The organism is Bradyrhizobium sp. SSBR45G (genome assembly GCF_030159255.1).
Classification (GTDB): domain Bacteria; phylum Pseudomonadota; class Alphaproteobacteria; order Rhizobiales; family Xanthobacteraceae; genus Bradyrhizobium.
In genome coordinates, this window is sequence record NZ_BSCT01000014.1 from 18,966 (window position 1) to 42,194 (window position 23,229).

Genomic DNA, 23,229 nt, shown 5'->3' on the forward strand with positions numbered 1-23,229 from the left:
GGGAAGGCTGTCAAGCGGGGCGGATCAGGTGCTTTCGCGCTCGATGACCTCGAAGGGGACGATCAGGGTCGCCGGGTTCGGTGGCCGTTCGTTCTGGATGTCGTCGAGCGCGCCGAGCAGGATGCGGCCGGCCTCCAGCCCGATGTTGCGGCAGTCGACGGCGACGGTGGTGATGCGCGGCCAGGCCCAGCGCGACACCTCGAAATCGCCGAAGCCGGCAATCGCGATCCGGCCGGGCACGGCCCAGCCGCGGCGGTGGCACTCCATGATCGCGCCGAACGCGGAGAGGTCGGAGACGCAGACGGCCGCGTCGACGTCGGGCCATTGCTGGATCAGATGGACGATGGCCTGGCCGCCTTGCTCCATCGAGATCGGCGGATTGCCGAATGAAATCGTGCGGCCGGCGGGCAGCCCGAGCTCCTCGACGGCGCGGGTATAGCCCAGCCTTCGATCGGCGCCGCGGGTGTCGCGCCGGCTGGCGCCGCCGATGAAGCCGATGTTGCGATAGCCCTTCTGGTAAAGCCGGTGGACGAGGGCGCGCGACGCTTCGGCATTGGAGAAGCCGACGACGTGATCGATCGGATCTGCTGGCAAATCCCAGGTTTCCACCACGGGGATGCCGGCCGATTGCAGCATCCGCCGCGCCTTCGGCGTGTGCCGGCCGTCGGTGACGATGATGCCGTCCGGCCTTCGCGTCAGCATGGCCTGGACGAGCTGCTCCTCCTTCTCCATGTCGTAGTCGGTGTAGCCGAGCAGCATCTGCAGGCCCTGGCTCTCGATGATCTCGGTGATGCCGCGGGCGGTGTCGGAGAAGTTGGAGTTGTTGATCGAGGGCACGAGAACGGCGACGAAGCCGGTGCGTTTCGACGACAGCGCCCCGGCGGAGAGGTCGAGCACGTAGCCGAGCTCGTCGACTGCGGCGAGGATCTTGCGTCGCGTCTCCTCCGAGACGGCGCCGTCGCTCTTCAGGGCGCGCGACACGGTCATCGCGGACACGCCCGCCCGCGCCGCCACCTCGGCCATGGTCGCGGGCCGCTTCGTGATCGTCCTGGGGGTCGGCCGTGGCGGCTTCATCTCATGCGGTCTTCTCTTGGCGGCGCCGCCGGATCGGCGCCGGCCACGTCGGCAGGGAGGGGCGCGGCGGTCCGGAGCCGGCGGGAGCGGGAGGATACATCGCTTACGATATCGATAACAATCGGGCGCGTGAGGCCGGCGGACGGGAGGGGGCGACCGCATTGGAAAACCCCCGAGCCATCGCGGCATGGCCTGCCAAGGCGGGTGCCGGCCAAGACGGTGTTGAGGGCCCGATCCCTCGTCACACCCCACTGTCGTCCCTGCGAACGCAGGGACCCATAACCACCGGCTTCGGTGAGACGATGACTGGCAGTTGTGCCTCCCCGAGAGATTCCGCGGTATGGGTCCCTGCGTTCGCAGGGACGACAGCGGAGAATGGGGCAACCGCGCCCGAACATCTTCGAGGAGAAGCGGCAGCGGAGGACCATTTGGAGCAGCGTCCGTCTGGACATGTGTCATCGCCCTCTCGCGACGCCCTGGCGTCCGAGTTGTGCCGGTCGGTCCGCCCTCAAAGGAGAGGGCGCGGGGAATGCCGGGCGCTGGCCGCACCCATGGCCCGCCTGCGTCAAAAAATGCAGGCGGCAGGAACCACAGGTTCAGCCGAGACATCCCGGCATTCCCCGCGCGATGGTTTTCACGCTTATGTCGCGCTCTCCCCGGTGTCCGGCTTGTAGCCACCGTCGCCCGCGGGATCATCATCACCCCCGGACTTGGCGCCAGCCTCGGGGCGCCAGGACCACGCGTCTTCACGTCCGCAAGCCTGCCGTTCGTCGGCGGGCACAAGGCCCGCTGCAGCCGGCTCGCGGCCACCGCATCCCCAAGCCCAACGTCTCGTGACGATCGCGAAGCGCCCCTCTCGCAGGCCCGGGATGGCGGCACTCAACCATGAATTCCGAAAAAGAGCAAGTAGCTTATTTTTTGCCGAAGTAACGGATGGGCCAACTCAGCTTGGAAGCATGGGTGAGATCAGCCGTAGGGCGCATGTCTGCCGCCATGCGAACACGCGCGAGGACGCGGTTGAGCGCGGTCCCTCGTCACCCCCAGCTGTCGTCCCTGCGAACGCAGAGACCCATCACCACCGGCTTCGGTGGGACGATGACTGGGAGTTGCGCCTCTCCGAGAGAGTCCGCGGTATGGGTCCCTGCGTTCGCAGGGACGACAGCGGAGGATGTGGCGAGATCTCGCCCAATGTCGTCATGGCAAGAAGAGGAGCAACGCACCGAAGGCTGGGCGAACCGCGGTCGACAGCGACGTGGGCCCTTCTTTGCTGCGAGCGAAAGCTCATTCGCCCAGCCGTTGCAGGATCAAGGGACCAAGCTGCTGCCGCGCCAGCCAGACCGACGCGAAGGGTCTCAGGTGGACGGTATCCGAGGTGATGAGGCCGTCTCTGGGGTTGTCTCCCAGATAGGTCAGACAACCCTCCAGGCCGCAGAATTGCTTCATCTCATCGACGAATTCAAAGGGCTCGTCGGGGCGCAGCTGCGACTGGAAGGTCTTCGTGAACGCCATCAGCTCGTCGTCGAGATGGCCTTTGACATAGCGAGGGATGGCGGGCCAGTAGTTGTCCAGGACGACCTTGTAGAGGAACGGCTTCCAGTGCGGCCGTTGTCCCAGCACGAGCACGTGCTTGACGCCATAGCCCTTCACCATCGTCGCAAATCGCCGGATATAGGCGATGTCGAAGGAATTGTTCGACGACAACAGCAGAACATGCGGTGGATCGGCCTTGATGCGCTGCAGCGCGAAATGATTGGCCATGTTGCAGTGGTGCACGTCGATGATGCGCTCGATCACTTCGCTGACCTGACATCCGGAGCTCCAGATGAGGAGAAGCGAAATGTTGCTCGGGAGAACTTCACGAAGGCCGTAATAAAGATCGGAGGCGTTGGAATCGCCAATGATCATGACGCTTCGCTCATGGGTTCGCGTGTAGCAGGCGGGGTCGATCGCACGGCGCGGTGCCAGTGTCGGGATCTTGGCGTCCCAGGCGTAGAAGTTGCATCTGTTCTGGGAAATATAATCGATGTACTCCGCCTGAATCCGGGGCGAGGTCGAGCTGAAATAATCGGCGTAGGCGGCCTTCTCGTGCTCGAGGCGGCCCGGGAAACCCTTGTTGTAGGCGACCGCGACTCCGACGACGCCGATGGCGATCATGGCGGTCGCCAGAGCGGTGATGATCGTCTGCGTCCGCTTCTTGCCGAAGCGCACAGGCCGTTCCACGAAGCGATAGGTGACCCAGGCGAGTCCGATCGAGACGGCCACGAGCGCGGCCAGAAGCAGCGGCGGAGGCGCGACGTTGCCGTAGCGGATGCGCGCGAAGGTCAGAAGCGGCCAATGCCAGAGATAAAGCGGGTAGCTGATCAAGCCGAACCAGACCAGGACCCGGCTGGACAGGACCCAGCGATTGAGCCAGGCCGCCGGCCCGGCGAGAATCAGCAGATAGGCGGCGGTGACGGGCAGCATGGCCCACCAACCGGGAAACTCGTGCGGCCGCGTGACCAGGACCGTCGAGGCCAGCAGCAGGGCCATCCCCAAGGTCGAAAGCACGTGGCGATAGGATTCATCGGGGTTGACGCCGCGCTCAAAAAACATCGCCGCGAGAACCTTGGCGATCATGCGCTCGATCCACACGACAGGCCGGAGCGGAAACAGCGTCAGGTTCGCCAGGCTTGCGCCGGCGGCAAGCTCCCACAGCCGCGAGACCGGGGAGTAGAACGCTGCGACCGGATCCGTCGCGGTCGCCTTGACGCAATAGGCGAGTGAGGCTGCCAGAACGGTTCCGATCAGCACAAATCGATTGAGGCGACCATCCCAGGCCAGGATCATGAGAGCTGGCCAGATCAGGTAGAACTGTTCCTCGACTCCGAGCGACCACAGGTGCAGCAGGGCCTTGGAGTCCGACGCGACGTCGAAATAGTTCGACTCCTGCCATAGCGCGAGATTGGCAATGAACCCGGCGCCGGCCGCGGCGTGCTTCCCCAGCCTGGCGAAATCGTCCGCCCAGAGCATGAAGGCCCCTGCGACTAGGCAAAACGACAGCACGACGATGAGGGCCGGGAAAATGCGACGGACGCGGCGCGCATAGAAGGTTGCCAGGCTGAACCGCTTGGCGGCGAGGTCGGTCAGAATGATCGTCGTGATCAGGTAGCCCGAGATCACGAAGAAGACGTCGACCCCCACGAAGCCGCTGCGCAGCGTCTTCGGGAACGCGTGAAAGAGAACCACGGACAGCACTGCGATCGCACGCAGGCCGTCAATATCCGGTCGATATCCGCCTGCATGGATTGTAGCGCGGCCATCGACCGCGGTGTGTCTATCGGTGCCGTGCACTTCGGAAGGCCCCCGCCCGCCACAACTGCCGTAAAATCGCCTTATTTTACCATCGCAACCAGGGGATGTCGATCGTTCCGGAGAGCGCTATCGGTCGAAGAGCGCGCTCGTCATGGGACGCGTTCGAATTTGCGAAAGGGGACGGCAGAGTGTCGCCACCAGGCGTGGCGCGCCCGCCAGCGTCAATGACGGCAACCGCGTTGCGTCCCATGCGACCCGGCGTCACGCCGGCCGTTTGGCATAGATCGCCTCGATCTCTTTCGCGAAGGCGCGCTCGATCGCCGGGCGCTTGTTCTTCAGGGTCGGTGTGATCAGGCCGGCCTGGATGGTCCATGGCTCCAGGGTCCAATGCACGGCCTTCGGCGTCGCATAGGCGGGATAGGCCTTCACGGTGCGGGCGATGTGGCGGAGCAGCGAGGCCGCTTCGGCCTCCGTGCCGCGCTGGCCGTGCGCGGCGAGCCGGGCCTGCTGCTCGGCCCAGCCCGTGGGGTTGAGCACGACGATGGCCGCGACGAACGGGCGGTTCTCGCCGATCACGATCGCCTGCTCGAACAGCGGATCGGTCAGGATCGCGGTTTCGAGATCGGCGGGCGCGATCTTCTCGCCGGTCGAGGTGACCAGGATGTCCTTGATCCGCCCAGTGATGGTGATGCGTCCCTGGTCGATGCGGGCCTGGTCGCCGGTGTGCAGCCAGCCGTCGCTCTCCTTGATGCGCGCGGTCTCCTCCGGCCTGTGCCAGTAGCCGAGCATCACGCCGGGGCCGCGCACCATCAACTCGTCGTTGTCGCCGATGCGCACCTCGATGCCGGGCAAGGCGCGGCCGACGCTGCGCGGGTCGTTGTCATCAGGCGTGTTGACGCTGACCACCGGCGAGGTCTCGGTCATGCCGTAGCCCTGCAGCACCTCGAGCCCGAGCGCGAGGAACAGTCGCACCACCGGCTCGGCGATCGGCGCGCCGCCGCTGACGGCCACGCGCAGCTTCCCGCCGAAGCGCGCCAGCACCTTGTCGGCAACGAGGCGCTGCAGCAGCGGCCAGGCGATCTGGTCGACGACGGAGGATCGCGTCGTGTGCCCATGCCGCGCGTCGAAGCGGCGGCCGCCGATCGCGACCGTAAGATCGAGCAGCGCGCGCTCGATGACATTGGCGACCGCGCGATGATGCATCACCAGCGAGTAGATCCGCTCATAGATGCGGGGAACGGAGACCAGGATGGTCGGGCGGACCGCGATGAGGTCGTCCGACAGCTGCTTCACCGAGCGCGCATAGGCGACGCAGGCGCCGATCGCGATCGGGTAGTAATAGCCCGCGGTGCGCTCGAAGGTGTGCGACAGCGGCAGGAACGACAGGAACACGTCGCCGGTGTCGGCGGCGAGCCGCTGATGGATCGCCTTGACGTTGGAGATGACGTTGTCGTGCGACAGCATCACGCCCTTGGGCCGGCCGGTCGTGCCCGAGGTGTAGACGATCGCGGCGAGGTCGTGCGGCGCGATGGTGATGTCGTTGCTGCGCGGCGCCGCCGCGGCGGCCGCCTCCAGCCAGGTATCGACCGCGACGAGGCGCGGATCGCTCGCCGCCGAATCGCGGCTGCGCAGCGCCGCGCAGACGATGCGCTTCAGGTCGGGGAGCGCCTGGCCGACGGCTGCGATCTCATTCCAGCGCTCGTCGGAATCGACCAGCAGCAGCCGGGCGCCGCAATCGGCGAGGATGTAGGCGATGCTGTCGGCATTGTCGACGGCATGCATCGGCACCGGCACCAGGCCGCGCGACAGCGCCGCCTGGTCCATCGCCAGATGCGCGAGCCCGTTCGGCATCAGGATCGCGATGCGATCGCCGCGGTCGAACGCGTCGGCCGCGAGCGCCCGCCGCCAGCGATCGACGATGGCGTCGGTCTCGCGCCATGAGAAGCTCGTCCAGCTTCCGCTCTGCGGATCGGCTTGGCGGTAGGCCTCATGATCCGGGCTCTGACGGACGCGCCAGCGCCACAGCTCGGGCAGGGTTGCGATCGCGGCCAGGCCGCCGGCCGCCAGGGCGTGATCATCGGTGGGACTTGGTTGCAGCACGCGCGCCTCCGGCGATCCCCGATCGTCGCCCAGGCAGCGTCTTGCAGCGGCGGACCAGGGCTGACGTTGACGTAGCGCAATCACCTTCCGCCCGCTCCGGCGCTTCGACATGGGAGCCCCGGCAAATGCCCGGGGGCTCCCGCGATCAAGGCTCGCTCGGAGCAGGTGATATGCGGCTCACGCGCCCTCCGGCACCTTGTCGAGAAACCCGGTGACGCGCCGGATGCGGCCGTCGGCGAGCTCGACGACATCGGTGCCCTGGACCGGGCCGTCCGCTTCCGCCGGCCCGAGCGTCCAGGAGAAGCGGACGTGGTCGCCATGGCCGTCGGCCGCGCCGCGCAGGCGGAAGCGGAAATCGGGGAAGCGCCGCTGCACGCCGGCGATCAGCGCGTCGATGCCGTCATAGCCGTCGCCACGCATCAGCGGGTCGGCATAGCTGGCGTCAGCGGTCCATTGGCGCGCGAGCCGGGCGCGGCGCTGCGCGGCGTCGCGCTCGTTCCACAGCGCAATGTAGCCGTCGGCGATGGCGGCGAGGTCGGTCATCTCTGCTCTCCATGTTGTGAACGATGAGGCGGCGATGATCGCGCCGCGCGCGCGGCGAATCGATTACGTCGGACGTCATCTCATCTGGCATGACCAAACTGTAAGTTGCCGATTCTGTGCGCGGGGCCTACCCAACGCGCAGAGACGGTGCGGGGGATTTTCGTCGCATGTTGTCCGATACCTGGAAGCTGATCGCCGTTGCGATCTGCCTCGTTCTGTTCACGGCGGATACCGTGTTCAAGCCGCAGAACAAGCCCAATCGCATGGTGTTCTTCGAGCTGCATCGGGGCGACAGCCCGACGATGATCGGCATGATGCGCGACGACCTGCTCAAGCTGCCGGGACGCGGCGCGAGCCGCATCCGCGATGCGCTCACGCACGGCGAGGCGTTAACGGTCTGGCAATATGAGTTAAGAAAGACTGAAGACGGCAGCTATCAGGAGGTGCCGGCGCGGCAGATCGAGCTCGGCGCCGCCGATGCGCCGCTCGTCACCTTCGGTGCCACCGTCCGCCTGCCGGACGATTAGTTCGCCGCCGCAGCCGGCGATGCCATCAGGCCGCCGTGCATCCAGGGCGTGAGACTTCGCGAGCCTCCGCAAAACAGATCACGTTGCGCGTCCGGACGGCGATGCAGGCGCGCCCGGCGGTGCGTGCCGCACTGCGGCGCGTGCAGCGATCGATGTTGCCAGGCCGATACCCATGAAACATCCGACAGCATGAGCCGCGCCATCCGAGTCTGGCGCGGTGCCGGCCGATGCCGCTCCGCTCGCTGCGGGAGTGGCCGGGGGTGGAAGAGACGGGCGGCCGTTCCGACGCGCGTGACTGCGGCCTGAGCTTCGCGCGAGCAAGGCGGGATCTGCGCCGCAACGCAAGGCCGACGGACATCGCCGGAGGCCCCGTGGTTTCCCGGGGTTTTTGCGCCGCCGTGACGCGGAAGCCGCGCCGCGCGACGAATCATGCCGAGCTGTCGCCCACATCGTGGCGCAACTGCCATGCTCGAGCCAGGGTGAGGCGATATTTTCGCGGCAGCAACCGCTTGGTGCAGCGGGCTTGCAACACTTGCTCTGAATTTGGTTCGTGCTGCTGCACCGTCCTGGACAAAAACACGATCTCGCAACACGCTGCACCTGCGATTTGGATTTGGCTTTCGCGTTCCGGTTCTGGGGAGGGCTCGTGATTGCAAGGTCCGCCGCAGTTCCAAGCATCACAAGACGCACATCACAGTCGGTCGGATCGGTTTCGCCGGGTTGAACTGGGGCTCGACATGAAATTCTGGACGGGGTTGCTCGCGGTTGTTCTGTTGCTGTGGGGGGTCGGCGCGAGCCAGGCCGTGGTCCGGATCGCCGACGACCGCGGCGGCCGGATCGGCACCTATGTCGACAAGTACCAGGGCCTGCGATCCTCTGGTGAGTATGTGATCATCGACGGTCTGTGCGCGTCGGCCTGCACCATCGTGCTGGGCGCCGTCCCCCACGACAAGATCTGCGTCACCTCGCATGCCAATCTCGGCTTCCATGCCGCCTGGGATTTCGGCGCCAATGGCCGCGCCGTCACCAATCCCGAGGCGACCCAGATGCTGTACTCGATGTATCCGTCGCCGATCCGCCGCTGGATCTCGCAGCGCGGCGGGCTGACGCCGCGGATGATCTTCCTGAAGGGCAAGGAGCTGCAGGCGCTGTACAAGCCCTGCTACATGGACGCCCAGGCGGCGTCTCCGGGTGCGTCGCAGGTCGCCCCGAATGCCCCGGCGATGTCGCCGGCGGCGGCCAAGGCCTCGGCGTCGCACTGACCGGCGCCTCGCTCCGCCCCCTGTGACCGCAGCAAGCGCCTCGGCGCTTGCCTCGCCGGGCAGCGCGGCCTATCTCAGACCGCAGGGGGCCCAGGCTTGTGCCAAGTCTGGCTAGTGACCCCGCCGGATGAGCACGCCATCATGCAGCCGCTTTCAGCGCCGCAAAACATACCATCTGCCGTCCATGCCGGCCGTCGTCTGGCCTCGGTGCCGGTCGTCACGGCAGCAGGCGTGGCCGTGGTGCTGGTGGTCGGCGCCGGGATGCTGTGGGCGCGCTATGGGACCACGGTGTTCTTCGAGATGATCGCGAGCGGCTTCAGCGCCTGCTTTTGAGACAGAGATAAGGAACCAGGCATGCCGTCCAATGCCACCCGTCCCCTGGTGATCGTCGGAGCCTTTGCTGCCAGCCTGGTGGTCGGGTTGTCGCTGATGTTCCTGATCATGGGCGGCGGCCGCAACATCGCGGCTCCGGCCGCGATCGGCGGGCCGTTCCAGCTGACCGACCAGAGCGGCGCCGTCGTCACCGAGAAGAGCCTGGAAGGTCGGCCGACCCTGATCTTCTTCGGCTTCACCCATTGCCCGGACGTCTGCCCGACCTCGCTGTTCGAGATCTCCGAGGTGCTGCGCGCCATGGGCAAGGACGCCGACGGGGTCAACGCCTATTTCATCTCGGTCGACCCCGAGCGCGACAATCCGGCGACGATGAAGGACTACCTCTCCAGCTTCGATTCCCGCCTGAAGGGGCTGACCGGCGATCCCGAGGTGCTGGCCAAGGTGCTCACCGAGTACCGGGTCTATGCCAAGAAGGTCCCGTTGAAGGACGGCGATTACACCATGGACCACACCGCGCTGGTCTATCTGATGGACCGCAGCGGCCGCTTCGTCGCGCCCTTCAACCTGAAGCGGACGCCTGAGGAAGCGGCGGCGGACCTGAAGAAATACCTCTGAGCACGCGTTAACGTTCGGGCGGAGGGCGGCCGGCCGCGGCCGATTCCAGCCTCGAATTCGCGCCGGGATGGTCTATAAGGCGCGCTGACCATCGGGACCGCTGATGCCGACCGTCTTGTCACCACAAGCGAGATTGATTCGTCCGGCCCGCGCCGCCGTCGCGGCGGCGCTGCTCTGTCTCGGCCTCGCCACGGCCGGACCGGAGGCGCAGGCCCAGGCTCCGGTCCGGCCCGTCGTCGAGGCCGCGCCGCAGGCCGTGCCCGGCTTCTGGGATCCCCGTCGCCGTCCCGAGCGGCCCGATCTGTCGCGCCTCACCGTGATCCGCTTTCTCACCGAGACCGACTACCCGCCGTTCAATTTCACCGGGCCCGATGGCAATCCGGCCGGCTTCAACGTCGACCTGGCGCGGGCGCTCTGCGACGAGATCAAGGTCACCTGCACCGTGCAGATGCGCCGCTTCGAGACCCTGCTGGACGCGGTGTCCTCCAACCGCGGCGATGCGATCATCGCGTCCATCGCCGTGACGCCGCAGATGCGCGCGCGGCTCGATTTCTCCGACCCCTATTACCGGGCGCCGGCCCGCTTCGTGTCGCGCCGCGACGCGGTCATGCCCGAGATCCGGCCGGAGCTGCTCGAGGGCAAGAAGATCGGCGCCGTCGCCGGCACCGCGCATGAGGCCTACCTCAAGGCGATGTTCACCGACGCCGAGATCAAGCCCTATCCGAACGACGACGCGCTGCGGCAGGCGCTGCGCCGCGCCGAGGTCGACCTGATCTTCGGCGACGGCATTGCGCTGGCCTTCTGGGTCAACGGCACCGATTCCGCCGATTGCTGCGCCTTTTCCGGTGGACCTTTCGTCGAAAGCCGCTATTTCGGCGAGGGCGTCGGGATCGGGGTGCGCAAGGGCAATGACCTGCTGCGCCAGGCCCTGAACTGGGCGCTGTTCCGGGTCTGGGAAAAAGGCCGCTACACCGACCTGTGGCTGCGCTATTTCTCGATCAGCCCGTTCTAGAGTTAAACCTGTAGGGTGGGCAAAGCGAAGCGTGCCCACCATTCCCGCGGTGGGCACGGCGCTACGCGCCTTTGCCCACCCTACATGATCAAAATCGGTAGTTGATATGTCCACGATCGATCTCGTCCCGACCAGCCCGAGCGACCTGCGTGCGCTCGCCGAAAACTCCAACGCCTGGCCGTTCGAGCAGGCGAAGGCGATCGTCAACCGGCTGAAGAAGAACCCGAAGGACGAGGTGCTGTTCGAGACCGGCTACGGCCCGTCCGGCCTGCCGCATATCGGCACCTTCGGCGAGGTCGCGCGCACCACGATGGTGCGCCACGCCTTCCGCGTGCTGACCGAGGACAAGATCAAGACCCGCCTGCTGGCGTTCTCCGACGACATGGACGGCCTGCGCAAGGTGCCGGACAACGTGCCGAATAAGGAGATGCTGGCGAGCCATCTCGGCAAGCCGCTGTCGCGCATCCCCGATCCGTTCTCCAACGAATATCCGTCGTTCGCCGCCCACAACAATGCCCGGCTGCGCGCCTTCCTCGACCGGTTCGGCTTCGACTACGAGTTCGCCTCCGCGACCGACTACTACACCTCCGGCAAGTTCGACGCGGCGCTGCTGCGCATGCTGGAGCGGCTGGAGAAGGTGATGGCGATCATGCTGCCATCGTTGCGCGAGGAGCGCGCGGCGAGCTACTCGCCGTTCCTCCCGATCTGCCCGCGCACCGGCCTCGTGCTGTACGTCCCGATCGTCGCGCACGACGCCAAGGCCGGCACGATCTCCTATGACGATCCCGAGACCAAGGAGCGGATGACGGTCCCGGTCACCGGGGGGCATTGCAAGCTGCAATGGAAGCCGGACTGGGCGATGCGCTGGCATGCGCTCGGCGTCGACTATGAAATGGCCGGCAAGGACCTGATCGATTCGGTGAAGCTGTCGGGCAAGATCTGCGCGGCGCTCGGCGGCACGCCGCCGGAGGGCTTCAACTACGAGCTGTTCCTCGACGAGAAGGGCCAGAAGATCTCGAAGTCGAAGGGCAACGGCCTGACCATCGACGAATGGCTGCGCTACGCCTCGCCGGAATCATTGTCGCTGTTCATGTATCGCGAGCCGAAGGCGGCGAAGCGGCTGTATTTCGACGTCATCCCGCGCAATGTCGACGACTATCAGCAATTCCTGGAAGGCTTTCCGAAGCAGGACGGCAAGCAGCAGCTCGGCAATCCGGTCTGGCACATCCATTCCGGCCAGCCGCCGAAGGCCGACATGCCGGTCACTTTCCAGCTGCTGCTGACCTTGGTGTCGTCGTCGAATGCCGAGAATGCCGAAACGCTGTGGGGCTTCATCGGCCGCTACCGGCCGGGCGTGACGCCGGCGACGCATCCGAAGCTCGACGCGATGGTCGGCTACGCCATCAACTATTATCGCGACTTCGTCGCGCCGACCAAGACGTTCCGCGAGCCGACCGAGATCGAGCGCGTGGCGCTGCAGGATCTGCGTGATGCGCTGTCGAACCTGCCGGCGGAAGCCTCGCCCGAGGACATCCAGAACGTGGTCTATGAGATCGGCCGCCGCGAGCCGTTCCTCGACCACGTCAAGAAGGGCAAGGACGGCCGGCCCGGCGTATCGCTCGACTGGTTCAACATGCTCTACCAGGTGCTGCTCGGCCAGGAGAAGGGCCCGCGCTTCGGCTCCTTCGTCGCGGTGTACGGCGTGACCAATGCCGTCAGCATGATCGACGGGGCACTGGCGCGTAGCGCGTGAGGGCCACGCTGGTCGTCACAAAAAAGGTGTCGTCCCGGCCTTGAGCCGGGACCCATAGCCACCGGCCAACGTGAGGTGACGGATATCCGCCACCTCACAAGACAACTGAGATTCCGCGGTATGGGTCCCCGCTTTCCGTGGCAGAGGAAACGCATACGACCAATCTGAGTTTTTCGCGAAACCGTTTCCACATCGTCATGCCCGGGCTCCGTCCCGGGCATCCACGTCGTTCTCAGCATGCCGGACGACGTGGATGGCCGGGACAAGCCCGGCCATGACGATGTGGAGACAGACGAGCGCAAAACTTCGATCGTCAAATGCGATAGCCCTGCTTTCCGTGGGGACGACTTCCGTGGTGTAGTGGCCGCTTCGGTTCGAAGCGATCAGCGACGTTCGAACTACACCCCCTGCAGCACGAAGCGGCGGTCGAGCTTCTGCACCGGGCGGGCGTTCATCGGATAGAGCTTGGCGAACTTCGCCACGTCGGCTTCCGCGACCGAGACCGGCTCGCTCAGCAGCAGCCACTCCACCACCTCCGAGCAGGGCGGCGTCGTCAGCGAGCCGGCATAGCGATAATAGGAGCGGCGGTTCGGCAGCATCATGTTGGGATTGATGCGCGCATCGGCCTTGACGGCAGGGCCCTCCTTGTCCGGCATCGTCGCGACGATCTGCGCGAAGGCGGGGTTGGGACGGCCGGTGGTCATCAGCACGCCAACCACGGCGAGCCCGCCGGAAGCGGCGCGGTGAACGAAATGCGCCTCCATCGGATAGTTCTTGCCGCCGATCTGATGCTCGCTCGGGCGATGGAAATGCACCTGCAGCAGCTTGTAGGTGGTGCCGTCGAGCTTCAGGGTGCTGCTGCCGTCGGCGAAGTTGAGCTGGATGGTATGGCCGTTGTTGACGATGGTGTCGGCAGTCCTGGCCCAGCTCAGCTTGAAGTCGGGCAATTGGGCCCGGGTCGGATGTTCGATGTCGACCGGCGACTGCTGTGTGCCGACGCCGCAGACCTTGTTCGCGGCATCGAGATCGCCCCATTTGGCAGGACCGGTCGCGCCCTCATAACTCCAATGCGGGGCGCCTTCGGCGGCGAAGCCTGGGGTGGCGCAGACGGGGCAGAGGGCGAGCCCTGCAAGGGCCTTCAAGACGTGGCGGCGGTCCATGGCAATCTCCAAAATTGAAGTGTGATGCATGCAATCGGTGCGGCGCGTCAGCGCGTGATTCGGCGCGACGGCGAATCGCTGGAACCAGAACAAAGCCGAATCTGGTTAATCCTTGCTGAGGAACCCGTTTCATCCAAGCGAATAGGTGATGATGAAATACAGCCTGTGCGTGCTGTAGGCGTGCTGGCCGCCGGCAGTTCTGGGCAAACGATACTTGAGTTCGCCGCCCCCTGCCGATACGGTCGGCCGCTCCCGAAAACGTCAGCAAACTCAAGCTCGAGCCAGGACCGCGCGAAGGTGCCTAAAATCTACAAAATCTGCTCAGCTTCGGCCTGGCGCGAGGCGGAGCGGCAGGGCGTCTACCGCGGCAGTGCGGACGATCTGCGTGATGGCTTCATCCATTTTTCGACCGCCGCCCAGGTGCCGGAAACCGCCCGGAAGCACTTTGCCGGGCAAAGCGCGCTGTTTCTGGTCGAGGTCGAGGCGGATGTGCTGGGCGCAGGCTTGCGCTGGGAGCGCTCGCGCAATGACGAGCTGTTTCCGCATCTCTATGGCGAGCTCGACCTCGGCGCGGTGACGGCCGTTCACCAGATGCACAGCCGGCCCGATGGCGGCCATGACATTCCGGAACTCGTGCCGTGATCCGTGCTTTCGACCAGCTCTCGCTGCCGCTGCTCCGCTGGCTCGATGCCGAGGATGCGCATCGCCTCGCCATCCAGGGCCTGAAGCTGCTGCCGGCGATCAAGCCGCGGCCGGACGATGCCAAGCTCGCGGTCCGCGCCTTCGGGCTCAATTTCCCGAATCCGGTCGGCATGGCCGCCGGCTTCGACAAGAACGCCGAGGTGCCCGACGCGCTGCTGCGGCTCGGCTTCGGCTTCGTCGAGATCGGCTCGGTGACCCCGCGGCCGCAGAGCGGCAATCCGCGGCCGCGGCTGTTCCGGCTGGAGCGCGACGAGGCGGTCATCAACCGCATGGGCTTCAACAATGACGGCGCTGACATCGTGCTGCGGCGGCTCGCCGGGCGCGCGCAGCAGGGCGGCATCGTCGGCGTCAATGTCGGGGCCAACAAGGATTCGGCGGACCGCGTCGCCGACTATGTCCGGCTGATCGAGACCTTCGCGCCGGTCGCGAGCTATTTCACCGTCAACATCTCCTCGCCCAACACGCCGGGCCTGCGCAATCTGCAGCAGGCCTCGCAGCTCGACGATCTCCTGGCCAAGGTGCTGGAGGCGCGCGACCGCGTCCGCGGCAAGGCCGGCGACACGCCGGTTCTGCTCAAGGTCGCGCCCGATCTCAGCCTCGCCGAGCTCGACGACGTCGTGCATGTCGCGCGCTCGCGCGGCGTCGACGGCATGATCGTGTCGAACACCACGCTGGCCCGGCCGAGCAGCCTGCGCGAGCAACTGCGTGCCAAGGAGCAGGGTGGGCTGTCCGGCCGGCCGCTGTTCCGGCTGTCGACGCGCATGGTGGCCGAGACCTTCGTCCGCGTCGAGGGCGCGTTCCCGCTGATCGGCGTCGGCGGCATCGACACCGGCGGCGCCGCGCTGACCAAGATCCGCGCCGGCGCCAGCCTGATCCAGCTCTATTCCTCGCTGGTCTACAAGGGCCTCGGCCTCGTCGACAGCATCAAGGCGGATCTGACCTCGACGCTGTTGCGTACGGGGCGTGATTCGCTGTCGGAGATCGTCGGCGCCGATGCGGCGACGATCACCGCTGAGGACTGGCCAGTTTAGCTGTGCGATTCTGCAAAGAAATGTAGGGTGGGCAAAGCGTAGCGTGCCCACCATTCGCGCGGGCAGGCAAGGCGGTGGGCACGCTGCGCCTTGCCCACCCTACGAACTATTTCAAGACCTCCCGAACGACGCCTTGAGCAGCGCCGGATAGCGTGCGGCCTGGAAGCCGCCACGGGCGGCGTAGAAGCTGAGCATCGCGATCCACAGCCCGGTATTGCCGAAGCCGCGCAGCGCCAGCCATGTGCCGAGGAAGACGGCCAGCGCCGCCACCATGAGGTTGCGCATGTCGCGCGCCCAGGTGGCGCCGATATAGACGCCGTCGAACGCGAAGGCGAACACCGACAGCAGCGGCGAGGCCACCACGAAGGGCAGGTAGTCGCGGGCGGCGCGGCGCACGTCCGCGCTCGCCGTCATCACATCGATCAGCGCCGGGCCGAACAGCGCGAAGGTCACCGCAACGACGAGCGCGAAGCCGAAGCCCCAGGCGAGCACCAGCCGGGTGGCACCGGCGAAAGCGTCCCTGTTGCGCGCGCCAAAGGCGTAGCCGCAGAGCTGCTCGGCGGCATTGGCGAGCCCGTCGAGGAAGAAGGCGCCGACCAGCAGGAAATTGTTCAGCACCGCGTTGGCGGCCAGCGTCGTATCGCCGGCGCGCGCGCCCTGCGCCGTGAAGAACAGGAAGGCGATGATCATCGCCGCGGTGCGGATCATGATGTCGCGATTGACCGCCATCATGTGCATCAGCTTGGCGCGGTCGAACAGTAGCGGCAGCGACAGGCCGCTGGTCGTCGTGACCAGCCGGCGCGCCAGCACGAGTCCGATCGCGACGCCGACGGCCTCCGCAACGAGCGCGGCGATCGCAGCCCCCGCAATGCCGGCCTCGAGCACCTGCACCAGCAGAATGGTCGCGGCCGTGTTGATCAGGTTGATCGCGACCTGCACCGCCAGCGCGAGCCGTGCGCGCGCCAGTCCGACCAGCCAGCCGAGCAGCACGTAGTTGGCGAGCGCCAGCGGCGCCGACCAGATCCGGATCATGAAGTAAATGCGGGCCGCGCCGAGCACGGCGTCGCTGCCGCCCATGAGCTCGAAGACGATGGCGGCCAGCGGCAGCTGCAGCACGATCAGCCCGACGCCGATCAGCGCGGCCAGCGCCAGGCCGCGGATCAGGACCATCAGGATCTCGTCGGTCTCGCCGGCGCCGAGCGATTGCGCGGTGAAGGCGAGCGTGCTGGCGCGCAGGAATGCGAACAGCCAGAACAGGCAGTCGAAGATCACCGAGGCCATCGCGACGCCGCCGAGCATCGCGGGGGCGCCGAGCCGGCCGATCGCGGTGGTCGAGACGATGCCGATCAGCGGCGTGGTCAGGTTCGCGATCATCGCGGGACCCGCGATGTCGAACACCTGCCTGCTGGTGACGGCCGGCCTCTTGGGTCCCGGGGAATGCAACGGACTGCTCGCTCGCTTCGCCGGCCCGCAAGGCGCCGCGCTGGTGCGGCGGATCTCAGCTCCGGTCCGGTCGGAGCTTAGCCGGTGTTCCGGGTATGAGGCTAGAGATCAATCGTCATACCGTCATGCGCGGCCGCATGAGGCAGGGTCGCCAGTCGGGACAGCATGTCCTCGCCCAGATGGGTGAGCACGAGCCGCTTCGGCCTGATCTCGTCGAGATGCGTCGCGAGCGTTTCCAGGCTGAGATGGTTCTTGACGGGCCTGTCGAACGTGTAGGCTTCGGCGATCAACAGGTCGGCGTCGCGGCCCAGCGGAATCAGGCTTTCCGTCCATTCCGTATCAGCCGTGTACGCAATCACGCGTCCCTCGGCCTCGATGCGATAGCCGAGAAATGGCCCGCCCGAGTTGCCATGCACGACCGCAAACGGCATCACGCAGACCTCACCGAAGCGCGCGGGCTGCTCCGGCGCCAGCTCGACCACGGACAGTTCGAATCTGCGCGGCGTCGTCGACGAATGCTCGAACAGCGCCTCCGTCACCTGGGTGAGCCGCGTCGCGATGCCGGCCGGGCCGGCGATCACCAGCGGCCGGGTCCGCTTCGAGAACTGCGCGTCGAGCAGCAGGAAGGGGAGGCCTGCGAAATGGTCGCCATGGAAATGCGTGATCAGGATCAGCGCGACATCGTTGCAGGCGATGCCGAGCCGCTTCAGCGCCGGCAGCGACGTGGCGCCACAGTCGATCAGCAGGTTGGTGTGCGCGCCGCTCAGGTGGAAGCAGCTGTTGGCCCTGCCACCCGAGCCGAATGCGTCACCGCAGCCGATGAAGCGGAGCTGCATCGGCTGCGCCTTCCGTCAGCGGCCGCGCGGGGCAAACAGCCGCGACAGGAACCAGACGGGGATCACGATGACCGCGCCGAGCAGGAAGTAGCGCCACAGCCAGTTGAAGGCGTCGAAGCCGAGCTCGTAGAGCCGGATGAACAGCAGCTGAATGCTGTGCAGGATGTTGAGCGGATCGAAGCCGATCGCCGACAACACCACGCCGACCAGGATCGACAGCAGCACCAGCCGGAACGCGACACCCAGCGGCGAGCCGCCGAGAAAGCGATACAGGCCATCCGAGCTGCGGGCGCGGGCCGGATAGTCCCTGACGTCGTTCGACATGTCATCGTCTCCAGGCGGGTTCGGATTCGCGAGCCCGATTATAAAGCACGGCAGGGCAGGTGGGGAACCCGCCTCACGGCCGCAAGCCGGTTACTGGCATTTAATGTTCCCGTGACGTCACCCCGCCGTCTCGTTCTTCAGCATGCGCTCCAGCGTCTCCAGACGGTCGGCGTCGCGCGGCGGCTTGTCCCAGCGCAGCCGGCTGATGCGCGGGAAGCGCATCGCGACACCGGACTTGTGCCGCGGCGAGCGCTGCAGGCCCTCGAAGGCCACTTCGAGCACCAGGCCCTGCTCGGGCTCGTGGACGACGTGACGCACGGGGCCGAACTTCTCGGTGGTGTTGCGGCGGACGAAGCGGTCGATCTGCAGCAGCTCTTCGTCGGTGAAGCCGAAATAGGCCTTGCCGACGGGAACCAGCTGGTCGCCCGTCTCGCTCGATGTCCACACACCGAACGTGTAGTCGGAGTAGTACGACGAGCGCTTGCCGTGGCCGCGCTGCGCATACATCAGCACGGCGTCGATGATGTGCGGATCGTGCTTCCACTTCCACCATTGTCCCTTGGGCCGGCCCGGCAGATACAGCGCATCGCGGCGCTTCAGCATCACGCCTTCGACGGCTTCGGCATCGTCGCCGGCGCCGGCCGAGGCAGGGTCGGCGCGCGCGGCCTTCAGCTCGTCCCAGCTCGCGAAGGAGATGGTTGGCGACAGGTCGACACGTGGATCTTTCAGTCGCGCGATGAACCCTTCCAGCTTGGCGCGGCGTTCGGCGAACGGCAATTCGCGCAGATCGCCATGCTCGTCGCCGAGAAGGTCGTAGGCGCGCAGATGGATCGGATAGTCCTTCATCAGCTTCGGCGACACCGCCTTGCGGTTCAGCCGCTGCTGCAGCACGTTGAAGCTCTGCACGCGGCGATCGCGCACCACCAGCAGCTCGCCGTCGAGCGCGCCCGGCAGATGCAGCGAGGGCAGGAGGTCGGGGAAGCCAGCGGTAATGTCCTCGCCGCTGCGCGAATACAGCCGGGTGACGACGCGGCCGTCGGCCTCGCGGCCGCTGACAGCCTGCACGCGGATGCCGTCCCATTTCCATTCGGCGATGTAGTCGGCGGCGTTCATGCTGGCGAAGTCGTCATCCTCGATCGCATGCGCGAGCATGACGGGACGGAACGGCGCCGGGTCCTGGTTGACCGGCTTGTCGCCACGGCCTTCGAGCCAGGCGAACAGGTCGAGATAGGGCGGCGACAGGCCAGGCCAGATCAGCTCGACCTCGTGCGGGTCCTTGGTCCCGAGTGCGGCCGCAGCCGTCTTGGCGAGGCGCGCGGAAATGCCGATGCGCAGAGCACCGGTCACGAGCTTCAGCAGCGCCCAGCGCCCGGTCTCGTCGAGCTCATCGAGCCAGCGCGCCAGCTGGCGCGGCAGCTCGGTCTTGCCGAGCGTGCGCAAGGTGGTGACGACCTCGGTGAGGGTCGGCGGCGGTGGGTTGTTGTGGCCCGCCCGATCTGGCCCCGCTGCCTGCGGCTCCGGCTTCGGCCACATCAGCGCGACGGTCTCGGAGAGATCGCCGACATAGTCGTAAGACAGCGCGAACAGCACCGGATCGGCGCGGGCGGCGATCAGGTCGCGGATCAGCGCCGGCTTGGCGTGCTTGAACGACAGCGCGCCGGTCAGCGCGGCCAGGGCGTAGCCGCGATCGGGGTCCTCGACCTCGCGGAAATACGATGTCAGCAGGCGCAGCTTGTTGTTGCGGCCGGGCTCATAGGCCAGGCGGTCGAGCAACTCGGCGAAGCGGTTCATGCCTCCGCGTCCTCCGTGGCGGCGACCTCGCTCTCCTCCTCGTCGCCATAGCCGACGAGATCGAGCGGCCGCGCGGCCAGGCCCTTGCTCTGGCACCAATGCACCAGCGCATCCTCCTGGCCATGCGTGACCCACACCTCGCCGGCGCCGGTCGCCGCGATCGTCGCGGTCAGGCCGTCCCAGTCGGCATGATCCGAGATCACCAGCGGCAGCTCGACGCCGCGCTGCCTGGCGCGGGCGCGCACCCGCATCCAGCCGGAGGCAAAGGCGGTGACCGGATCGGGAAAGCGCCGCGTCCACAGATCGGAGGTCGCGCTCGGCGGCGCAAGCGTGATGGTGCCGGCGAGCTCGGCCTTCTTGACGCCCTTCACCGGCCGGAGCTCGCCGAGCGGAATGCCCTTGTCCTGGTAGTAGCGCGTGATCTTCTCCATCGCGCCATGCAGGTAGATCGGCGCGTCGTAGCCGGCCTCGCGGATCAGCGCGATCACGCGCTGCGCCTTGCCGAGGGAATACGCGCCGACCAGATGCGCGCGCTCGGGAAACAGCGCCACGGAGGCCAGCAGCTTTTTCACCTCGGCGGCGGCATCGCCATGGCGGAACACCGGCAGGCCGAACGTCGCCTCGGTGATGAAGACGTCGCATGGCACGAGCTCGAACGGCGCGCAGGTCGGGTCGCGCGCATCCTTGTAGTCGCCGGACGCGATGATGCAGGTGCCGCCCGACGATACCTTGATCTGCGCTGACCCCAGCACGTGTCCCGCGGGATGAAAGCTGACGGTGACGTCGCCGAGCCTGATCTCCTCGCCATAGCTGATCGCCTGTGTGCTGCCGGCAAAATTCTCGCCATAGCGCAGCCGCATGATGTCGAGCGTCTCCTGCGTCGCCAGCACGGCGCCGTGGCCGGCGCGGGCGTGGTCGGAATGGCCATGGGTGATCAGCGCCCGCTCGACCGGGCGCACGGGATCGATGTGGAAGCCGCCGGCCTTGCAGCACAGGCCGGAGGGAACGGGCAGCAGAATGTCTTGCGGGCGCATGGCGGTCATATAGGTCTCATCAGACGAATTTTCAGTCTGTCCTCGGCCTCAGTCCGTCATGCGCGGGCTTGACCCGCGCATCCATCTCCTGGAATGACAGCCCGGTCACGACCATGGTTCCAGCATGCCCTTCCGCCTGTTCCTGTCCTCCGGCGATCTGATCGCCGACCGCCGCTACGAATTCGCCCGCGACCTGCAGCTGAAGGGCGATCTCGCCGCGGCCGCCGAGGTGATGGAGCAGGCGATCGAGGTCGCGCCGACCTTCGCCTCGGCGTGGTTCGAGCTCGGCAAGATCAGGCTCGATCTCGGCGAAACCGACAAGGCGATCGCGGCGTTCCAGAACGCTGTCGCGGCCGATCCGGATGACCGCCACGGCGCCCATGTGCGGCTGATGCAGCTCGGCGCCGTTCCGCTGGGCGACATGCCGAAGGCCTATGTGACATCGCTGTTCGACCAGTACGCCCCGCGCTTCGAGGCCGAGCTGATCGAGCGGCTCAACTACCGCGCGCCGGCGATCCTGTTCAAGGCGGTGATCGCGGTGCGCGCGGCCGAGAAGAAGCCGGCCTATTTCAGGCGCGCCATCGATCTCGGCTGCGGCACCGGCCTCGGCGCCGCGGCCTTCGCCAAGAACGTCGACAGCATCATCGGCGTCGACCTGTCGTCCGGCATGATCGCGCAAGCGCGCGCCACCGGCCTCTATGCGGAGCTGCACGTGGACGACATGACGTCCGCGCTGCAGAAGCGGCCGGATGGCGCCGCCGATCTGGTCCTCGCCGCCGATGTGATGGTGTATGTCGGCGATCTCGGCCCGGTGCTGCGCGAGGGCCATCGCGTGCTGGCCCGTGGCGGGCTGCTGACGTTTACCGTCGAGACCCATGACGGCGACGGTGTCATCATGGGCAAGGGGCTGCGCTATGCCCATGCTGCGGAATATATAAGCGGCGTCGTCGCATCCGCCGGCTTGCAGCTGGCGCATCTCGAGCCGGTCTCGCCGCGCACCGAGGATCAGGTGCCGGTGCGCGGGCTTGCGGTGGTGGCCGCCAGGATTTGAGTCTACACGCTATTGAATGCGCTGCACGCAGCGCCGAATGCGGCAACTTCGCTCTTGCCGCACGTCTCCCGATGCCAAAAGATAAGCGCATCTAGGGAGAGACAAAAATGAAGAACAATCTGACGCGGCGCGATTTCTGCGCCACCGCGCTGGCGACCATCGGCGCCTCGACCATCGCCTCGCCTTACGTCTGGGCGGCCGAAAAGAAATATGACGCCGGCGCCAGCGACACCGAGATCAAGATCGGTCAGACCATTCCGCATTCCGGCCCCGGCTCGCTCTACGGCGTGCTCGGCCGTGTCGGCGAAGCCTACTTCCAGATGCTGAACGAGCAGGGCGGCATCAACGGCCGCAAGGTCAAGTTCCTGACCATGGACGACGCCTATAGCGCGCCGAAATGCGTCGAGGCGACGCGGCGTCTGGTCGAGCAGGACGAGGTGCTGGCGCTGTACGGCTCGCTCGGCACCGCGCCGCAGACCGCTGTGCACAAATACCTCAACTCCAAGGGCGTCCCGCAGCTGCTGCTCAACACCGGCGCCTCGAAATGGAACGATCCCAAGACCTACAAATGGACCATGGCCGGTCTGCCGCTCTATCCGACCGAGGCGCGCATTCTCGCCAAGCACGTGCTGAGCGTGAAGCCGGAGGCCAAGATCGGCATCCTCTATCAGAACGACGATTTCGGCCGCGACTTCCTGGCGCCGTTCAAGAAGGTGCTGGCCGATGCCGGCGGCAAGGCGCAGGTGATCATGGAGCAGACCTATGATCTCACCGAGCCGACGGTCGACTCGCAGCTGATCAATCTGTCGAAGTCGGGGGCTGACGTGTTCTACAACATCAGCACGGGCAAGGCCTCGTCGCAGTCGATCCGCAAGGTGGCCGAGCTCGGCTGGAAGCCGCTGCAGCTGCTGTCGGCCGGCTCGACCGGCCGCTCGATCCTGTCGGCTGCAGGCCTCGAGAACGCCAAGGACATCGTCGCCATCCGCTACTCCAAGGATGCCGGCGTGCCGCAGTGGAAGGACGATCCTGACGTCAAGGGCTTCGAGGCGCTGCGCGCAAAGTACCTGCCGAACATCGATCCCGACAACACCATCGCCTATGCCGGCTATGGCCAGGCGGTGTCGATGGGCGAGATCCTGCGCCGCTGCGGCGACACGCTGACGCGCGAGAACGTGCTCAAGCACGCCACCACGCTGGCCGGCTTCCACTCCCCATTCTTCCTCGACGGCGTCAACTTCGCCTACACGCCCGACGACTACACGCCGATGAAGACGCTCTACATCTCGATCTTCGACGGCAAGGACTGGAGCATCTCCGAGAAGCCGATGACGGAGTAGCGGCTCATTC

Annotated in this window: 20 protein-coding genes; 10 read left to right on the forward strand and 10 right to left on the reverse strand. The window is 66.5% G+C overall.

What is annotated here, in order from left to right:
• Positions 1–24: 24 nt before the first annotated feature.
• The 4 genes from QQL87_RS17695 to QQL87_RS17710 form a co-directional block, all read right to left on the reverse strand.
• A complete protein-coding gene (locus QQL87_RS17695; RefSeq protein ID WP_284423868.1) occupies positions 25–1,023 on the reverse strand; it encodes a LacI family DNA-binding transcriptional regulator in 999 nt (332 codons plus the stop codon).
• A 1,332-nt stretch (positions 1,024–2,355) separates the two neighbouring features.
• Positions 2,356–4,404 carry an acyltransferase family protein gene (locus QQL87_RS17700; protein WP_284423859.1) on the reverse strand — a complete coding sequence of 683 codons (2,049 nt, stop codon included), beginning with the start codon at positions 4,402–4,404 and terminating at the stop codon, positions 2,356–2,358.
• A gap of 222 nt (positions 4,405–4,626) precedes the next feature.
• Positions 4,627–6,465 (reverse strand): AMP-dependent synthetase/ligase, encoded by a 1,839-nt coding sequence (locus QQL87_RS17705; RefSeq protein ID WP_284423860.1) that lies wholly within the window; start codon positions 6,463–6,465, stop codon positions 4,627–4,629.
• 177 nt (positions 6,466–6,642) lie between these two features.
• Entirely contained in the window at positions 6,643–7,008 is a 366-nt protein-coding gene (locus tag QQL87_RS17710) for a nuclear transport factor 2 family protein (RefSeq protein ID WP_284423861.1), read from the reverse strand.
• A 167-nt stretch (positions 7,009–7,175) separates the two neighbouring features.
• Here QQL87_RS17710 and QQL87_RS17715 point away from each other — a divergent pair, with 167 nt between their 5' ends.
• The 6 genes from QQL87_RS17715 to QQL87_RS17740 all read left to right on the forward strand — a co-directional run bounded on the left by QQL87_RS17715 (position 7,176) and on the right by QQL87_RS17740 (position 12,510).
• On the forward strand, positions 7,176–7,535 hold the full coding sequence (locus QQL87_RS17715; RefSeq protein WP_284423862.1) for a hypothetical protein: 360 nt from the start codon (positions 7,176–7,178) through the stop codon (positions 7,533–7,535).
• A 737-nt stretch (positions 7,536–8,272) separates the two neighbouring features.
• A complete protein-coding gene (locus tag QQL87_RS17720; protein ID WP_284423863.1) occupies positions 8,273–8,797 on the forward strand; it encodes a hypothetical protein in 525 nt (174 codons plus the stop codon).
• A gap of 141 nt (positions 8,798–8,938) precedes the next feature.
• The gene (locus QQL87_RS17725) at positions 8,939–9,130 is read left to right on the forward strand and encodes a hypothetical protein (protein ID WP_284423864.1); all 192 of its coding nucleotides are present in this window, start codon (positions 8,939–8,941) and stop codon (positions 9,128–9,130) included.
• Positions 9,131–9,151: 21 nt separating this feature from the next.
• Positions 9,152–9,745 carry an SCO family protein gene (locus tag QQL87_RS17730; RefSeq protein WP_284423865.1) on the forward strand — a complete coding sequence of 198 codons (594 nt, stop codon included), beginning with the start codon at positions 9,152–9,154 and terminating at the stop codon, positions 9,743–9,745.
• A gap of 103 nt (positions 9,746–9,848) precedes the next feature.
• A complete protein-coding gene (locus QQL87_RS17735; protein WP_284423866.1) occupies positions 9,849–10,757 on the forward strand; it encodes a transporter substrate-binding domain-containing protein in 909 nt (302 codons plus the stop codon).
• Positions 10,758–10,863: 106 nt separating this feature from the next.
• Positions 10,864–12,510: a lysine--tRNA ligase gene (locus tag QQL87_RS17740; RefSeq protein WP_284423867.1), complete on the forward strand. Its 1,647-nt coding sequence runs from the start codon at positions 10,864–10,866 to the stop codon at positions 12,508–12,510.
• A 398-nt stretch (positions 12,511–12,908) separates the two neighbouring features.
• Here QQL87_RS17740 and QQL87_RS17745 read toward each other — a convergent pair whose 3' ends face one another.
• Entirely contained in the window at positions 12,909–13,670 is a 762-nt protein-coding gene (locus tag QQL87_RS17745) for a carbonic anhydrase (protein ID WP_284421538.1), read from the reverse strand.
• A gap of 297 nt (positions 13,671–13,967) precedes the next feature.
• Between QQL87_RS17745 and QQL87_RS17750 the strand changes: the two genes are divergently transcribed.
• Positions 13,968–14,312, forward strand: coding sequence for a DUF952 domain-containing protein (locus QQL87_RS17750; RefSeq protein WP_284421549.1), 345 nt, complete (start codon positions 13,968–13,970; stop codon positions 14,310–14,312).
• The gene (locus QQL87_RS17755; protein WP_284421536.1) at positions 14,309–15,403 is read left to right on the forward strand and encodes a quinone-dependent dihydroorotate dehydrogenase; all 1,095 of its coding nucleotides are present in this window, start codon (positions 14,309–14,311) and stop codon (positions 15,401–15,403) included. Before QQL87_RS17750 ends, QQL87_RS17755 begins: the two co-directional genes overlap by 4 nt.
• A gap of 111 nt (positions 15,404–15,514) precedes the next feature.
• Here QQL87_RS17755 and QQL87_RS17760 read toward each other — a convergent pair whose 3' ends face one another.
• From QQL87_RS17760 to QQL87_RS17780, 5 genes are all read right to left on the reverse strand, one after another.
• Positions 15,515–16,801, reverse strand: a complete 1,287-nt coding sequence (locus QQL87_RS17760; RefSeq protein WP_284421535.1) for an MATE family efflux transporter — start codon at positions 16,799–16,801, stop codon at positions 15,515–15,517.
• A gap of 146 nt (positions 16,802–16,947) precedes the next feature.
• Positions 16,948–17,682 carry an MBL fold metallo-hydrolase gene (locus QQL87_RS17765; RefSeq protein WP_284421534.1) on the reverse strand — a complete coding sequence of 245 codons (735 nt, stop codon included), beginning with the start codon at positions 17,680–17,682 and terminating at the stop codon, positions 16,948–16,950.
• A 15-nt stretch (positions 17,683–17,697) separates the two neighbouring features.
• Positions 17,698–18,006 (reverse strand): DUF6460 domain-containing protein, encoded by a 309-nt coding sequence (locus tag QQL87_RS17770; protein WP_284421533.1) that lies wholly within the window; start codon positions 18,004–18,006, stop codon positions 17,698–17,700.
• A gap of 117 nt (positions 18,007–18,123) precedes the next feature.
• Entirely contained in the window at positions 18,124–19,797 is a 1,674-nt protein-coding gene (locus QQL87_RS17775; RefSeq protein WP_284421531.1) for an ATP-dependent DNA ligase, read from the reverse strand.
• A complete protein-coding gene (locus QQL87_RS17780) occupies positions 19,794–20,840 on the reverse strand; it encodes a ligase-associated DNA damage response exonuclease (protein ID WP_284421530.1) in 1,047 nt (348 codons plus the stop codon). Before QQL87_RS17780 ends, QQL87_RS17775 begins: the two co-directional genes overlap by 4 nt.
• A gap of 115 nt (positions 20,841–20,955) precedes the next feature.
• On the opposite strand from QQL87_RS17780, the gene QQL87_RS17785 reads away from it, so the two are divergent.
• Positions 20,956–21,882 carry a class I SAM-dependent DNA methyltransferase gene (locus QQL87_RS17785; protein ID WP_284421529.1) on the forward strand — a complete coding sequence of 309 codons (927 nt, stop codon included), beginning with the start codon at positions 20,956–20,958 and terminating at the stop codon, positions 21,880–21,882.
• A gap of 107 nt (positions 21,883–21,989) precedes the next feature.
• On the forward strand, positions 21,990–23,219 hold the full coding sequence (locus tag QQL87_RS17790) for an ABC transporter substrate-binding protein (RefSeq protein ID WP_284421528.1): 1,230 nt from the start codon (positions 21,990–21,992) through the stop codon (positions 23,217–23,219).
• Positions 23,220–23,229 lie beyond the last annotated feature (10 nt).

Bases quoted from the DNA above. Each gene is read 5' to 3' on its own strand.
- QQL87_RS17695 (WP_284423868.1), bottom strand. From the start codon at position 1,023: ATGGCCGAGGTGGCGGCGCGGGCGGGCGTGTCCGCGATGACCGTGTCG.
- QQL87_RS17710 (WP_284423861.1), bottom strand. From the start codon at position 7,008: ATGACCGACCTCGCCGCCATCGCCGACGGCTACATTGCGCTGTGGAAC.
- QQL87_RS17715 (WP_284423862.1), top strand. From the start codon at position 7,176: ATGTTGTCCGATACCTGGAAGCTGATCGCCGTTGCGATCTGCCTCGTT.
- QQL87_RS17720 (WP_284423863.1), top strand. From the start codon at position 8,273: ATGAAATTCTGGACGGGGTTGCTCGCGGTTGTTCTGTTGCTGTGGGGG.
- QQL87_RS17725 (WP_284423864.1), top strand. From the start codon at position 8,939: ATGCAGCCGCTTTCAGCGCCGCAAAACATACCATCTGCCGTCCATGCC.
- QQL87_RS17730 (WP_284423865.1), top strand. From the start codon at position 9,152: ATGCCGTCCAATGCCACCCGTCCCCTGGTGATCGTCGGAGCCTTTGCT.
- QQL87_RS17735 (WP_284423866.1), top strand. From the start codon at position 9,849: ATGCCGACCGTCTTGTCACCACAAGCGAGATTGATTCGTCCGGCCCGC.
- QQL87_RS17740 (WP_284423867.1), top strand. From the start codon at position 10,864: ATGTCCACGATCGATCTCGTCCCGACCAGCCCGAGCGACCTGCGTGCG.
- QQL87_RS17745 (WP_284421538.1), bottom strand. From the start codon at position 13,670: ATGGACCGCCGCCACGTCTTGAAGGCCCTTGCAGGGCTCGCCCTCTGC.
- QQL87_RS17765 (WP_284421534.1), bottom strand. From the start codon at position 17,682: ATGCAGCTCCGCTTCATCGGCTGCGGTGACGCATTCGGCTCGGGTGGC.
- QQL87_RS17770 (WP_284421533.1), bottom strand. From the start codon at position 18,006: ATGTCGAACGACGTCAGGGACTATCCGGCCCGCGCCCGCAGCTCGGAT.
- QQL87_RS17775 (WP_284421531.1), bottom strand. From the start codon at position 19,797: ATGAACCGCTTCGCCGAGTTGCTCGACCGCCTGGCCTATGAGCCCGGC.
- QQL87_RS17780 (WP_284421530.1), bottom strand. From the start codon at position 20,840: ATGACCGCCATGCGCCCGCAAGACATTCTGCTGCCCGTTCCCTCCGGC.
- QQL87_RS17785 (WP_284421529.1), top strand. From the start codon at position 20,956: ATGCCCTTCCGCCTGTTCCTGTCCTCCGGCGATCTGATCGCCGACCGC.
- QQL87_RS17790 (WP_284421528.1), top strand. From the start codon at position 21,990: ATGAAGAACAATCTGACGCGGCGCGATTTCTGCGCCACCGCGCTGGCG.